At 62.1% G+C, this 14,736-nt stretch carries 12 protein-coding genes; 4 read left to right on the top strand and 8 right to left on the bottom strand.

What is annotated here, in order from left to right:
• Positions 1 to 65: 65 nt before the first annotated feature.
• From fabV to ACB031_RS04055, 3 genes are all read left to right on the top strand, one after another.
• Positions 66 to 1,259 (top strand): enoyl-ACP reductase FabV, encoded by a 1,194-nt coding sequence (gene fabV / locus ACB031_RS04065; RefSeq protein ID WP_214455059.1) that lies wholly within the window; start codon positions 66 to 68, stop codon positions 1,257 to 1,259.
• A 163-nt stretch (positions 1,260 to 1,422) separates the two neighbouring features.
• Entirely contained in the window at positions 1,423 to 2,898 is a 1,476-nt protein-coding gene (locus ACB031_RS04060; protein ID WP_371139051.1) for a YfcC family protein, read from the top strand.
• Positions 2,899 to 3,330: 432 nt separating this feature from the next.
• Positions 3,331 to 4,962 (top strand): mechanosensitive ion channel family protein, encoded by a 1,632-nt coding sequence (locus ACB031_RS04055; RefSeq protein WP_371139050.1) that lies wholly within the window; start codon positions 3,331 to 3,333, stop codon positions 4,960 to 4,962.
• A 130-nt stretch (positions 4,963 to 5,092) separates the two neighbouring features.
• Here the strand turns inward: ACB031_RS04055 and ACB031_RS04050 are convergent, their stop codons facing one another.
• Positions 5,093 to 6,307, bottom strand: a complete 1,215-nt coding sequence (locus tag ACB031_RS04050; protein ID WP_005302243.1) for a pyridoxal phosphate-dependent aminotransferase — start codon at positions 6,305 to 6,307, stop codon at positions 5,093 to 5,095.
• 380 nt (positions 6,308 to 6,687) lie between these two features.
• On the opposite strand from ACB031_RS04050, the gene ACB031_RS04045 reads away from it, so the two are divergent.
• Positions 6,688 to 6,900 (top strand): DUF1653 domain-containing protein, encoded by a 213-nt coding sequence (locus ACB031_RS04045; RefSeq protein ID WP_010633639.1) that lies wholly within the window; start codon positions 6,688 to 6,690, stop codon positions 6,898 to 6,900.
• 57 nt (positions 6,901 to 6,957) lie between these two features.
• Here ACB031_RS04045 and ACB031_RS04040 read toward each other — a convergent pair whose 3' ends face one another.
• The 7 genes from ACB031_RS04040 to btsR form a co-directional block, all read right to left on the bottom strand.
• The gene (locus tag ACB031_RS04040; RefSeq protein ID WP_010633640.1) at positions 6,958 to 7,221 is read right to left on the bottom strand and encodes a GrxA family glutaredoxin; all 264 of its coding nucleotides are present in this window, start codon (positions 7,219 to 7,221) and stop codon (positions 6,958 to 6,960) included.
• Positions 7,222 to 7,363: 142 nt separating this feature from the next.
• Positions 7,364 to 8,800 (bottom strand): D-alanyl-D-alanine carboxypeptidase/D-alanyl-D-alanine-endopeptidase, encoded by a 1,437-nt coding sequence (dacB, locus tag ACB031_RS04035; protein WP_201881226.1) that lies wholly within the window; start codon positions 8,798 to 8,800, stop codon positions 7,364 to 7,366.
• 124 nt (positions 8,801 to 8,924) lie between these two features.
• Positions 8,925 to 10,685, bottom strand: coding sequence for a DEAD/DEAH box helicase (locus ACB031_RS04030; protein ID WP_371139049.1), 1,761 nt, complete (start codon positions 10,683 to 10,685; stop codon positions 8,925 to 8,927).
• Positions 10,686 to 10,798: 113 nt separating this feature from the next.
• On the bottom strand, positions 10,799 to 11,836 hold the full coding sequence (locus ACB031_RS04025) for an HlyD family secretion protein (protein WP_054544676.1): 1,038 nt from the start codon (positions 11,834 to 11,836) through the stop codon (positions 10,799 to 10,801).
• 2 nt (positions 11,837 to 11,838) lie between these two features.
• Positions 11,839 to 12,171 (bottom strand): DUF3302 domain-containing protein, encoded by a 333-nt coding sequence (locus ACB031_RS04020; RefSeq protein WP_005302225.1) that lies wholly within the window; start codon positions 12,169 to 12,171, stop codon positions 11,839 to 11,841.
• A 288-nt stretch (positions 12,172 to 12,459) separates the two neighbouring features.
• Positions 12,460 to 13,881 carry a carbon starvation protein A gene (locus ACB031_RS04015; protein WP_010633644.1) on the bottom strand — a complete coding sequence of 474 codons (1,422 nt, stop codon included), beginning with the start codon at positions 13,879 to 13,881 and terminating at the stop codon, positions 12,460 to 12,462.
• A gap of 140 nt (positions 13,882 to 14,021) precedes the next feature.
• The gene (gene btsR / locus ACB031_RS04010) at positions 14,022 to 14,726 is read right to left on the bottom strand and encodes a two-component system response regulator BtsR (RefSeq protein WP_017778828.1); all 705 of its coding nucleotides are present in this window, start codon (positions 14,724 to 14,726) and stop codon (positions 14,022 to 14,024) included.
• Positions 14,727 to 14,736 lie beyond the last annotated feature (10 nt).

The raw sequence follows: 14,736 nt of genomic DNA, 5'->3' as shown, positions 1-14,736 counted from the left end.
TTATCGCGGCAAGATGAGGTATCTTATGCCCCGATTTCATCCATCAAACGGATAAGAGACAACACATGATCATCAAACCCAAGGTTCGCGGCTTTATCTGCACCACCACTCACCCGGTCGGTTGCGAAGCCAATGTTCGTCGTCAGATTGCCTATACCCAGGCCAAGGGCACCATCGAGAATGGTCCCAAGAAGGTGCTGGTGATCGGCGCCTCTACAGGTTATGGCCTGGCGTCTCGCATTGCCGCCGCCTTCGGCTCCGGCGCCGCCACCCTCGGCGTCTTCTTTGAAAAAGCGGGCAGCGAAACCAAGACCGGTACCGCCGGCTGGTACAACTCCGCCGCCTTCGACAAGGCCGCCAAAGAGGCAGGTCTGTACGCGAAAAGCGTCAACGGCGATGCCTTTTCCAACGAATGCCGCGCCAAGGTGATCGAGCTCATCAAGCAGGATCTGGGTCAGGTTGACCTGGTGGTCTACTCCCTGGCCTCGCCGGTGCGCAAGATGCCGGAAACCGGTGAAGTGGTGCGCTCCGCCCTCAAACCCATCGGCGAGGTCTACACCACCACCGCCATCGACACCAACAAGGATCAGATCATCACCGCCACCGTCGAGCCGGCGAATGAGGAAGAGATCCAGAACACCATCACCGTCATGGGCGGTCAGGATTGGGAGCTGTGGATGGCTGCCCTGCGCGATGCGGGCGTGCTGGCCGACGGCGCCAAGTCCGTGGCCTACTCCTACATCGGTACCGATCTGACTTGGCCCATCTACTGGCATGGCACCCTGGGCCGCGCCAAGGAAGATCTGGACCGCGCCGCCGCCGCCATCCGTGGCGATCTGGCCGCCAAGGGCGGCACCGCCCACGTGGCCGTGCTGAAATCCGTGGTGACCCAGGCATCAAGCGCCATTCCTGTGATGCCGCTCTACATCTCCATGGCCTTCAAGATCATGAAGGAGAAGGGCATTCACGAGGGCTGCATGGAGCAGGTGGATCGCATGATGCGCACCCGTCTGTACGGCGCCGATCTGGCGCTGGACGAGCAGGCCCGCATCCGCATGGATGACTGGGAGCTGCGCGAAGACGTACAGCAGACCTGCCGCGACCTGTGGCCGTCCATCACCAGCGAAAACCTCTCCGAGCTGACCGATTACACCGGCTACAAGCAGGAGTTCCTGCGCCTGTTCGGTTTCGGGCTGGACGAGGTGGATTACGACGCGGACGTGAATCCGGACGTGCAGTTCGACGTGGTCGAACTCTGAGTCTGACCCAAGTGAAAACGGGGCCCCGCGGGGCCCCGTTTTTTTGGCAAAAATCCCGCCAACTTGCGAAATTTTATTATCCGCGATCACCTTTTTCCCATATCAAACCCGCTAGTCTGGCGGTGATCGGATCACATGACGGCATTGCCGAGGTACGGAAGCTATGACCACTCCAAATGACGCGCCCAAGAAGCGCCAACTCCCCACGGTTTACACCCTGCTTTTCATCATCATCGCCCTGATGGCGGCCCTCACCTGGGTGCTGCCGGCGGGCAAATACAACTATGTGACTGCCAAGAGCCAGCAGCCGATGGCGGCGGCGGCCGTGGCCGACTACAGCGGCGATGAGCGGCTGTTGCCAGTGCCAGGCAGCTACACCGAGCTCCCCTCCCAGCCGCAGGGGCTATTCGATGTGCTCAAGGCACCCATTCAGGGCTTTCACAAGGCGGCGGACGTGGCGCTGTTCGTACTCATCATCGGCGGCTTTCTGGCGGTGACCATGCAGAGCGGGGCGCTCGATGCCGGGGTGGGGGCCATCGTCCGTGCCTTTGCCGGGCGCGAGCGGCTGCTCATTCCGGTGCTCATCGCCCTGTTTGCCCTCGGCGGCTCCACCTTCGGCATGGCGGAGGAGACGGTGGCCTTCTGGGCGCTGATCGTGCCGGTGATGATGGCGGCGGGCTTCGATCGCATGGTGGCGGCGGGGATCATCCTGCTCGGCTCCGGGGTCGGGGTGCTCGCCTCCACCGTCAACCCATTTGCCACCGGCATCGCCTCCGGTTTTGCCGGTATCCCCATCGGTGAGGGGATTGGGTTGCGGGTCATCCAGTGGCTGCTGCTGGTGATCTTCGCCTCCTGGTTCGTGATGCGCTACGCCAGGCAGGTGCAGCAGGACAAGTCCCGCTCCGTGCTGGCCGACATCGCCTATGACGACGAGTTCTCCCAGATGAAGAGCGGCAACCTCGCCTTCAGCGGCAAGCAGAAGCTCACCATGCTGGTCTTCTTCGGCACCTTCCTGCTGATGATCTATGCGGTGGTGCCCTGGTCGGATTTGGGGATCGATCTGCTGCCCACCCTGGGTTGGTGGTTTGACGAGCTCTCCACCCTCTTCTTCAGCGCCTCCATCCTGATCGCGCTGATCAACCGGATGCCGGAGTCCAACTATGTGGCAACCTTCCTGAACGGGGCGCGGGATCTCATCGGGGTGGCGCTGGTGGTGGCGGTGGCGCGCGGCATCTATGTGGTGATGGAGCACGGGGTCATCATCGACACCATCTTGCACTGGGCCGAGGGGCTGGTGAGCGGGCTCTCCTCATCGGTGTTCATCCTGATGGCCTATCTGGTGCACATCATCCTGAGCTTCTTCATCCCCTCCACCTCGGGGCTGGCGACTGTCTCCATGCCGCTGATGGGGCCGCTGGCTGACTTCTCCGGCATTTCGCGGGATCTGGTGATCACCGCCTACCAGTCCGCCTCCGGCTGGATCAACCTGTTCGCCCCCACCGCCGCCCACCTGGTGGCGGGGCTGGCGCTCGCCAGGATCCCCTACGATCGCTTCGTGCGCTGGGTGTTGCCCTTCATCATAGGAGTGGCCCTCATCACCATGGCGGTGCTGGTGGCCGGGGCCCTGCTGCAGGGGTGATAAGCAGACCGCTGTCTCGATGAAACAGGGCCGCTCAACCGGGGTTGAGCGGCCCTGTTGTTTACTCATGTCGCGCAGAGCAGGGTGAAAGGCAGCCGCTGGCTCGCCACCTTGACGCGCGATGGATCAGGAAGAGGACGCCATGGCGTTCATTTTTATGCGTGCCTCTGGCAGCATATCAATATGAGTCCTGACTGAGGCGCCAGACCGGCGAAGTGAGCACAGTGGCAGAATGCGATGTCGCCCCTTTCGCCGCTTCGACTGCAGTGCTATTACTGCTGGTGATCTTTGTTATGACTCGATTTTTTGCAAGCGAGGGCGATGAGCCCTATGTGTCATGGATGACGCCAGGAGAGGGATAGGGGGACGTTGCCCCGTCCGTTGCCGAACGTGGTCATCATGATGAAACCTGACGGTCACGAGGGAGAGGTTATGGGGCACAGAGGGATCATCAGGCTGGCAGGGATGCTGCTGGCCCTGCTCATGGTCGATAGCGGGTGGGCGGCGGAGCCGAGACTGGAGCCGACCGAGCAGGAGCAGGCCCAGACCCTGACCCTGTTTCACGAACCCATAGTGATGCTGCAGGCGAAATTCGGTCGCCTGGACGGGGCGGCCCGGGTACGGATCGTCAAGGAGCGGGTAAGACAGCTGCAGCCCGAGGATCTGACCCATCCGGTGACCGTGGTCAGCTCGACCCGCCTCGGTCAGGAGGCCAGGGAGTTCAGGCTCAATGACAAGCACCTGCTGGTGTTGCTGGAAAAAGATCTGGAGTGGCTCGATGAGCTGACCCTGGATCAGGCCGCAGAGCGGGTGCGGCTGCGGCTGGAAAATGTGCGGGTCAAAGTGCTGGAGCTGCACTCCAACACCTACCTGCTCAAGGCGGCGGGCAAGACGCTGCTGGTGACCCTGCTGTTTCTGATGGTGGTGCAGCTGCTGCGGCGGGGGCATCAGCGGGCACGTCGCTGGTTCGCCAACAACCTGCTGCAACAGAAGGGGCTGATCCCCCATCAATGGCGCCAGGTGCTCGGCAACCTGGAGATCCGCGTCATCGGCGTGTTCACCTGGCTGGTGATCCTGCTGCTCACCTATGGCTGGCTCACCTATGTGCTGGGGCTGTTCCCGCATACCCGGATCTGGAGCGATCAGCTGGGCTCCTCCCTGCTGGAGCTGTGCAGCAACATCATGGGCGGGATCGTCGCCGCCATGCCGGGGCTGGCGACCGTGCTGGTCATCTTCGTGCTGACCAAGCTGTTCATCCGCATGCTGGCGGTCATCTTCGCGCGCATCGAGCGCGGCCATTTCCGGGTGCAGGGGCTGCACTCCGAGACGATAGGGGCGACCCGCCGTCTGCTCTCGGTGGTGATCTGGCTGTTTGCCCTGACCGTCGCCTATCCCTATCTGCCGGGGGCGGATTCGGACGCCTTCAAGGGGGTGAGTGTCTTCTTCGGTCTGATGGTGACCCTGGGCTCGGCCGGGATCATGAACCATGCCATGAGCGGCCTGGTGCTGATCTACTCGCGGGCCCTGCGGCCGGGGGATCTGGTGCAGATAGGGGAGGTGGAGGGGGTCGTCACCGAGCTGAGCGCCCTCTCGACCAAGCTGGTGACGCGCCACGATCACGAGGTGACCCTGCCCAACGCCGTGGTGGTGGGGGGCAAGGTGACCAACCTGAGCCGACTGGCAAGCGACAAGGGCATTGCCCTGCTCACCAAGGTCACCATCGGCTATGACACTCCCTGGCGTCAGGTGCACGCCATGCTGGAGCTGGCGGCCAGGCGCTGCCAGCTGATCAATCAGGAGCAGGCCCCGCTGGTGCGCCAGCTCAATCTGCAGGACTGGTACGTGGAGTACGAGCTGCAGGTGCGGATGAAAGAGGGGCTGTTGCCCGGTCCGGTCAGAACCGAGCTGCACGGCCACATCCAGGATGTGTTCAACGAGTTCGGGGTGCAGATCATGTCCCCCAATTTCGTGGCTCAGCCGGAGCAGGCGGTGCTGGTGCCCCGCGAGCAGTGGTATCAGGCTCCTGCCGTGCCGCCTGTCGAAGTGGCCACCGGGGAGAAATAGCCCACAACGCGGGCCTTGCGACGGGACTCTCTCGCCATAAAAAAATCCGAAGCGGTGCAGACCGCTTCGGATTTTTTATGATCGGCCTGCTGCTGGCGAGCCGCAGGCCGGGGCAGACGCCGCGTTGCGGTTACTGCTTGTAACCCTTGAGGAAGCGGGCGAGGCGGCCGATGGCCTCTTCCAGCTCCTCTTCCCGGGGCAGGAACACCAGCCGGAAGTGATCCGGCGCCGGCCAGTTGAAGCCGGTGCCCTGCACCAGCAAGAGCTTCTCCTGCTGCAGCAGGTCGAACACCATCTTCTGGTCGTCGCGAATGTCATACACCTTGGGATCGAGGCGCGGGAACATGTAGAGCGCCCCCTTGGGCTTGACGCAGGAGACCCCGGGGATCTCGTTCAAAAGCTCCCAGGCCTTGTCACGCTGGCGGCGCAGGCGCCCGCCCGGCAGGATCAGCTCGTTGATGCTCTGGTAGCCACCCAGGGCGGTCTGGATGGCGTGCTGCATCGGCACGTTGGCACACAGCCGCATGGAGGCCAGCATCTCCAGCCCCTCGATATAGCCTTTGGCACGGCCCTTGGGCCCGGTGATGACCATCCAGCCCTGGCGGAAGCCGCAGGCGCGGTAGGCCTTGGAGAGGCCGTTGAAGGTCACCACCATCACATCGTCGCACAGGGTGCAGACGCTGGTGTGGGAGATGTCGTCGTAGAGGATCTTGTCGTAAATTTCGTCGGCGAAGATGATGAGGTTGTGCTGGCGCGCGATCTCGATCACCTCCAGCAAAAACTCGCTGCCGTAGACGGCGCCGGTCGGGTTGTTGGGGTTGATCAGCACCAGGCCGCGGGTGCGCGGGGTGATGCGGGCGCGGATGTCGTCGAGATCCGGATACCAGTCGGCCCCTTCGTCGCAGCGGTAGTGCACCGCATGGCCGCCGGAGAGGGTCACTGCCGCGGTCCAGAGCGGGTAGTCAGGGGAGGGCACCAGCATCTCGTCGCCGTTGTTGAGCAGCGCCTGCATCGCCATCACGATGAGCTCGCTGGCGCCGTTGCCGATGTAGATGTCGTCGATGTCGACCTTGCGCATTCCCTTCTGCTGGTAGTACTGCATCACCGCCTTGCGGGCGGAGAAGAGCCCCTTGGAGTCGCAGTAGCCCTGGCTCTGGGGCATGTTGAGGATCACATCCTTGATGATCTCTTCCGGCGCTTCGAAGCCGAACGGAGCCGGGTTGCCGATGTTGAGCTTGATGATGCGGTGGCCTTCGTCTTCGAGACGGCGAGCTTCTTTATGCACCGGGCCGCGGATGTCATAGCAGACATCGTCGAGCTTGTGCGACTTGTCGATTGTGAACATGGTGACTGTGATTCCTTCCCCATGGGGACGCGTTGGCGAAAAAGGCGGTTTTTAGTATCAAATTTCTTTTCCCCTATTCTTCACAGAATTGAATGCTAGAACAATCCTCTTTTTAGTAGAATTCCCTGATTTTTAGCCCTGAAACAGGGTTGCCAAAACGTTAAATTCAGCACGATCGTTTGTGTGAACCAAGGTTATCCAGTGAAAGATGAGGGGCTCATTAACAAAGCTACCCGACTGTGTTGAAATATTCACGCTCGCTGGCACGATTGGCTTGCGTGAAAAATGCCGTTCTTTTTGCCCACGGCGGCCAAAAACAGGAGCTGACGCGTGCTGTCAGGTTTGTCCGGGCCCCGTACCCACACCATGGAGAAGTCATCATGCAAGCCCCCGCCGCCGGTCGTTATCGTCACTTCAAGGGTGGTTATTATCAGGTGCTGACCCTGGCCTTGCACACCGAGACCGGGGAGCAGCTGGTGGTCTATCAATCGGAGCAGGATGGCGCCGTCTATGCCCGTCCCGTGGTCATGTTCATGGAGTGGATCGAGCATCAGGGTCAGGTGGTGAGCCGCTTCAGCCCGGTGGCGGAGTGACGCCGGGGAACGACCATGAAAAAAGGCGCCTGATGGCGCCTTTTTTACAACGTGAACTTACTGGTAGAGACCCAGGTTCTCTTTGGCATAGGCTTCGAAATCGGTGCAGCCACCGATGTGCTGTTCGTCCAGGAAGATTTGCGGCACGGTATTGACCGGCTTGCCGGCGCTCTTGGCCAGATCTTCCTTGGTGATGCCCTCGGCGTGGATGTCCACGTAGCGGAATTTGAAATCGTCACGCTGTTCGACCAGTTGCTCGGCAATCTGCTTGGCACGGACACAATAGGGGCAACCGGGACGACCAAAAATCACTGCAAACATGTTCTCTCTCCATTCATTTGAGGCTGGGCACAGGATAGCCCCGCCTCGTGGCTAGTCAAAGTGGAAATTGTCGATACGGCCGTTCGCCATCTTCGATAAGGCGCATTGCGCCGGCCGTCATCGTCACTCACCTCGCAGCGGATCACCCCTCATCGGCGATCTGGATCGGCTGCTGCTGGTAGATGCTCTCCAGCACCCCCTTCTCGAACACGGTCCAGGGCCAGGGGGCCTTGCTGGCGCGGTAGCGCTCGTGGGTGGCCGGATCCTGCGACAGGCCGCGCTGGAACATCACGAACGCCTTGCGCTGGCCACCTGCCGTGTCGATAAAGCCCACCAGGTTGGAGGTGCCGGTGATGGTGCCGGTCTTGGCATGCACCTTGTTCTTCATCATGGGGGCGGTGACGCTGCGCCGCCAGGCCAGGGTGCCGTCCACCTGGGAGCTTGGCAGCAGCTTGATGAGACCGAGCTCCGCGTCATTTTTCTGGATGAAGTTCAGCACCGACAGCATCTGGCGGGCGCTGATGAGGTTGTGGGCGGAGAGGCCCGAGCCGTCGGCCAGGGTGGCGTTGCCCAGATCGATGCCGTTCTTGGTCAGGATGGCGCGCACCGCCATGGTGCCGCTGCGATAGCTGCCCGGCTTGTTGTAGTAGTGGCGGCCGACGGTCTTGAGGAAGGTATCGGCGTAGAGGTTGTCCGATTTCTTCAGCATTTTGGCCAGCATCACCGGCAGGGAGACCGAGTAGTGGGTCCCCAGGGTCTCGGCATTGTCCGGCGACTTGTGGGTAACCCGCAGCAGGCCGTCATGCTTGATGCCGGCCCGGTCCATGGCCCAGCGGATGTTGTCCCAGCCCCAGGCTTCCACGTCATGGATGGCGAAACGCAGCCCCTGCGGATCCTTGTTCGGAGTAATGCAGCCCTTGAGCTCGTAGAAGTTGCCCTTGGCCATGTCCACTTCCAGTGCGCAGAACTGGCGTGCCATGTCGGCGTAGCTCATCACTTCGACGTTGTCGGCACCGACCCCGATGGGGACCCCGGTGGCCACGTTGCCCACCGCCGGCTTGCCGATCTGGGTGGCGGTGATGGTGGCGTAGGCGCAGTTCTTGTCGATGATGACCGAGGAGACGGGCGCGGCGAAGCAGAGGGTCTGATCCCCCCAGGACCAGCCGTTGCCGCGCTCGTAGCCGTTGTAGGCGCCGGTGTTGACGTAGACGTTGCCCTTGATCTGGTTGACCCCGAGCTGCTTGAACAAGGCCAGCAGATCCATCCGTGACAGGGTGGGGTCGCCGACGAAGTTGATCCAGATATCACCGTTGATGACATTGCCCTGCTTGGCGCCAGGCTGGGCCTGGATGTCGGTGGCGAAGCGGAAGTCGGCGCCGAGCTCGAGACGGGCCGCCAGCGCGGTGAGCACCTTCATGGTGGAGGCGGGGGCGATCATCTGATCCGCATGGCGGGCAAACTCGATGCCGTTGTTGCCCTGCACCACGATGGCGTACTGGCCCCCCTGGGGGGGCGTCAGCGGGGCGGCCTGGGCCGCCAGGGAAAAGAGAGCACAAAAACCAATCAACAGCCGCTGCATAACATCCTCTAACGTGACGAAGGGGCCCGGCAGTGGGCCGGCCCTGATAACTCAAACCTTGTTGTACCCGCCGATACCGGAACGGCCGTGGCAAAGCAATTCATACGCCTTATGCCGGTCGCCATCACGCCAGTGAATTGGCGGTGCGATAGCGACCCTCATAATCAAAAATCTTCTCTTTTATCTGCCAGAAGCGCCCTGACTTGCGGGCGATGACAAAATCGGGGTGGCGAAACTGATGTTCCACCGCCAGCACGCTCGCCAGGGTGGCAAATTCGGGCTCCAGCCCCGGGGCGGGCCAATGATGACGCACAAAGTGCTGTTGAAACAAGCGCCGTGCGCCTGCCGAGTGAAATCCGAAGTACTCATTGAGGGTGAGACCATCCTCGTCGTGATAGACAACCTCCAGCCGCTCCCCCTGTTTGCCGCGCCCGGCCGTCAAGGTCAGCCCTGCGCAGCGGATCACCATGCAGTCCTTGAGATTGAGTGCCTCCTTGAGCTTGTCGTCAGGGTCCACCAGCAGTTGATCGCAGCTCTGGCAGCGGCGGGCGGCGATGTCGTTTTCACTGCCGCAGGCGGGGCAGATCTTGGCGCGAAAGCGGTAGTCGCACTCCTCGCGGTTGCCCTCGTCATCTTCAAACAGCCCCTGACAGCGGCGGCCGTAGTGCTCGATCACCTTGCCATCCTCGTCGGTCTTGCCCCAGAAGGTGTTGGCAAAGCCGCAGGCGGGGCAGGGCACCTGCACCGGCTCGGTGCCGGCATGGGGTCTGGGCTCCCCCACTTCGGGAGCGAACAGGTTGAAGTTGTTGCCGGCGTAGTCGAGCACCAGACAATCAGTCTTGCCGGGCGACAGGCGCAGGCCCCTGCCCACGATCTGCTGGTAGAGCGAGACCGACTCGGTGGGGCGCAGCATCACGATGAGGTCGACGTGGGGGGCGTCGAAGCCGGTGGTGAGCACCGCCACGTTGACCAGGAATTTGAGCTCGCGCGCCTTGAAGGCGCTGATGAGGGCATCGCGCTCCGGCCCCGGGGTGTCACCTGTGATGAGGGCCGCCTGCTCCCCTCTGGCACCCAGCAGGCCGTGAATTTCCCGGGCATGCTCGACGGTGGCGGCGAAGATCATCACCCCCTGCCGCTCGCGGGCATACTCCAGTACCTGGCTCAGGATATGGGGGGTGACCCGCTCCTGACGCTTGAGCTCGCCGTTGAGATCCGCCTCGCTGAAGAGGCCATTCTCCCGCGGTACCAGCCGGCTGAAGTCGTAGTGGACGATGGGGGCATCCACCATGCGCGGCGGCGTCAGATAGCCATTTTTGACCATGAAGCGCAGCGGCAGCTCGAACACGCAGTCGCCGAACAGCCGCTCGCCGTGGCTCTTGACCATGCCGTGGTAGTGGCGCCGGTAGATCCAGCCCAGACCGAGCCGATAGGGGGTGGCGGTGAGGCCGAGGATCTTGAGGGCCGGATTGGCGGCCTTGAGATGGCCTAACACCTGATGGTACTGGCTGTCGTCATCGAGCGAGACCCGGTGGCATTCGTCGATGATGAGCAGCGAAAAAGCGCCGTCGAAGGCGTCCAGATTGCGCGCCACCGACTGCACCGAGCCGAACACCACCTGGGCGCGGGCCTCCTTGCGATTGAGCCCGGCGGCGAAGATGTCGGCCTGGAGCCCCCAGGCTTCGTATTTGGCGTGGTTCTGCTCCACCAGCTCCTTGACGTGAGCCAGCACCAGTACCCGGCCGCGCGCCTTGCGGGCCAGCTCGGCGATCACCAGACTCTTGCCGGCCCCGGTGGGCAGCACCACCACGGCGGGATCCGGGTGTTTGCGAAAGTGGCTGATGACGGCGTTGACGGCGTCGGTCTGGTAGGGTCTGAGAACGAACATGCAGGCTGGGTACGTCGACGAGGGGCGGAGCAGGGTGGCGCCATTATAGGGAACTTGGCGCCAAAAAACAGCGGGCCGGCATGGTGCCGGCCCGCTGGCTGCGTCGTTGCGGCTTAGTGGAAGGGGAAGATGTAGTTCATCCAGCTGGCCATGCGCAGCAGTACCTTGCGCATGATGGCCACGTGATGGAAATGCTTGGTGTAGATGGCAGCCTGACCGCTGGAGCCGGCTATCACCTGATACTCCTGCCAGCGCGGGTCGGTGATCTTGATGCGCACCGGCAGGCGGCCGGGGATCACCGCTGAGCTCTGGTCGATCAGCGCCGCATTGGCCTGCACGTTGCCCGAGGCGATGGCGGGGATCACTGCTTCTACTTCACCCTTGAAGATCTTGCCGGGGATGCCGTCGATCACCACTTCGGCCTCGTCCCCTACCGCCAGGCGCTGCATGCTGTTTTGCCAGAACCAGCCGACGTAGGCATTGTCATCCTCGTGGATGAAGGTCATTACAGGGCGATACATGAAGGGGGTGGCGATCATGCCCGGACGCAGGGCCAGCTGTACCACATGGCCGTCGCTCGGGGCATAGACCACGGTCTGGTCGAGCTGATACTTGGCTTCGCGCAGTTGGGCCCGCACATCGTCCAGGGTGGCCTGCTGCTGATCGAGCTGGGCGACCAGATCGTCGACGTTGGCCTGGGTCACGTCCAGATCGCGCTGCTTGCCGATGCCGCGGCGCATCAGCTCGGCGGCGCGATCCCGGTCGAGCTTGGCCGAGCGCATGCGCGCATCGATGGATTTGAGGTGCTCCTCGTTGGAGCTGACCCTGGCCTCCAGGCTCGCGGCGCGCTGGCGGAACGGCTCGTCGTCGATACGAAACAGCACGTCACCCTTCTTCACCTTCTGGTCCGGTTTGACCGCGACCTCGCTGACCCGGCCCTTGACCAGGGGAACGATGGGGGTGGAGACATAGTAGTTGCGCGCCATCTCTGAGTAGGGGTGGTTGTAGTTCATCAGCATGATGAGGGTGCCGATGAGCAGCACGCCGCCGAGCACGGCGGTGGGCACGGTCCACTTGTTGAGCGGGATGCGGAAGATTTTGAAGACAGCTACACAGATGGCGGTGTAGGTGAGTACCAGCAAGAGATCCATGATCACTCCTTCTCTTGGGTCAGCTGATCGAGGCGGCTGCGCAGGGCGGCGACCTCATCCTTGAGCTCGGCGAGATGCTTCTCGTCGCGCTCGATACGCTGGGTAAAGCCCCAGCCCCGATCCTCCCGGTAGAGGGTCGCCCAGATCCAGAGGAAGGGCCACAGCACGTGCAGGGTAAACAGGCTGACCCAGCCGGCCACGTGAATGGCATCCTGATGGGGATGCTGACGATGCTTGGCTATTTCATAGGGAATGTCGTGAATGACGATGACCCCGTAAAAGATGACCAAACCCACAAAAAAAAGCAGACCAAGAGCAAAATAATCGAGTGTCATTTATGCCTCCACCGGCGTGACGCACAGCATTGTCATTGGAGCCCGGGTTCTGCAACACAACCAGCAACCGGGTTTCCATCCTGTTGGGCCCGAAATCTTAAGCAATCTTGTTGTACTGAAGCTTAAGTGGCTTCGAAATCGTCAAGATAGATGACGGTATTATTGGGGCGAGTCCATAAAGTCGTATCCATGACAAGGACTTACGCAGGGAGTATGGCATCAGTGAGGGGAAATTAGCAGCAAAAAAAGGAGCCTTTATGGCTCCTTTTCTGACATGTTTGGCGTGGTTCAGCTTTCGCTGGCCTTGCCGATCAGGGCGGGTCTGAACTTCATCAGGAAGGCGACAGTCACCACCAGGGTGCTGGCCAGACCGATGAGGGTGGAGACGCCCATCTCCAGTCCGAACCCGATGGGGGCGTTGGCCAGATAGGTGAACACCACGGCGGTCATGAACATGGCCGGCAGGGTGCAGACCCAGTGCAGCTTGCCCTCTTTGGCGAGGTAGGCGGCGGCGGCCCACAGCATCATCACGGCGGTGGTCTGGTTGGCCCAGCCGAAGTAGCGCCAGATCACCCCGAATTCGGCCTTGGAGATGATGAAACCGAGGATGAACATGGGGATGGCGATGAGCAGTCGCTTGGCCATCGGCTTCTGGGTCAGGTTGAGGAAGTCCGCCACGATGAGGCGGGCGCTGCGAAACGCGGTGTCACCGGAGGTGATGGGCAGGATCACCACGCCCAGGATGGCCAGGATGCCGCCGACGGTGCCGAGCAGGCTGGTGGAGACCTCGTGCACCACGGCAGAGGGGCCGCCGCTGGCCAGGGTGGCGTTGAGCGCTTCTGTGCTGTCGTAGAAGGAGAGCCCCAGGGTGCACCAGATGAGGGCGATGATGCCTTCACCGATCATGGCCCCGTAGAAGATGAAGCGGCCGGATTTCTCGTTTTGCATGCAGCGCGCCATCAGCGGGGACTGGGTGGCGTGAAAGCCGGACACGGCGCCGCAGGCGATGGTGATGAACAGCAGCGGCCAGAGCGGCAGCTCGGTCGGGTGCAGGTTGGAGAAGTCCATCCCGGTGTTATAGAAGCCTTTGCCGGAGACGATGAGGCCGATGATGAGGCCGACCGACATGAACACCAGCAGGGCGCCGAAGATGGGGTAGAAGCGGCCGATGATCTTGTCGATGGGGACTATGGTCGCCAGGATGTAGTAGGCGAAGATGGCCACAATCCAGTAGACCAGGTCGGTGGAGGTGAGGTTGGCCAAGAGGCCCGCCGGGCTCAGCACGAACACTACGCCCACCAGCATCAACAGCACCACGGCAAAGAGGTTCATGAAGTGCTTGGCGGCGGTGCCCAGGTGCTCGCCGACCACGGTCGGCACAGAGGCACCCTTGGCGCGTACCGACAGCATGCCGGAGAAGTAGTCGTGAACCGCGCCGGCGAAGATGCAGCCGAAGACGATCCAGAGCATGGCGACCGGGCCGTAGAGGGCACCCAGGATGGGGCCGAAGATGGGGCCGACGCCGGCGATGTTGAGCAACTGCACCAGGTAGACCTTCTTGTCCGACATGGGGACATAGTCCACCCCGTCCGCCATGGTGATGGCGGGGGTTTTCAGCTCGGGTTTTGGCCCGAATATCCGCTCGATGAATTTGCCGTATACGAAGTAGCCGGCTATTAACAAGCCGACACAGAGGAAGAACCAGATCATTGCTACGCTCCTGCTTTGTTATTTTTTGGTGTGCGCGGCCAGTGTAGGGGCTTGCACTGTTAACGGCAGGTAAAAAGGGGCGAGCGGCCGTATGGCGACCCGAGCGGTTGGCGCTCGTGATCCGGCTCACACCGCGCGGCTCACTCTAGCCCGAGCTGCTCCTTCAACTCCTTCAGGTAGCGGCGGCTGACCGGTACCTGGGCACCGCTCGGGGTCACTATCTCCGCCAGCTGATTCTCCAGCAGCCGGATTTCGAAGATGGCGGTCGGGGCCACCAGATACTGGCGGTGGCAGCGCAGCAGCGGGGTCTTCTCTTCCAGTGATTTGAGGGTGAGCTGGGTGTGAAACAGCTCGCCCTGGCTGGCGACGTGCACGCCGCCGAGATCGGAGAAAGCGTACTCCACCTGTTCGATGGGCAGCAGCCGCACCCGGTTATGCAGGTAGCCCGGAATGTGGCGAATGGCGGGGGCGATCGCCGTCATGGGCTGCGGGCTGAGATCCTGTCTCAGCCGTGCCAGCGTCTTGGCGAGGCGGGCCGGCTCCACCGGCTTGAGCAGGTAGTCGAAGGCGTTCTCCTCGAACGCCTGGATGGCGTAGTCGTCAAACGCGGTGACGAACACGATGCGGGGCAGGGGATCGAGCATGGCCACCAGCTCCATGCCGCTCAGCTTTGGCATCTGGATGTCGAGAAACACCACGTCGGGTCTGAGCCGCTGAATGAGCAGCAGCGCCTCGATGGCGTTGGCGGCCGTCCCCAGCAGCTCGATATCGGGCTCGGCGGCCAGCTGCTGCATCAGCTCCTCGCGGGCATACGGCTCGTCATCGACGATGAGGGTGCGGATCATGGTGTTCTCC

The sequence above is a fragment of the Aeromonas sp. S8(2024) genome, assembly GCF_041403085.1.
In the GTDB taxonomy this organism is placed as follows: domain Bacteria; phylum Pseudomonadota; class Gammaproteobacteria; order Enterobacterales; family Aeromonadaceae; genus Aeromonas; species Aeromonas dhakensis.
This window is presented reverse-complemented; position numbering and strand designations above follow the sequence as displayed.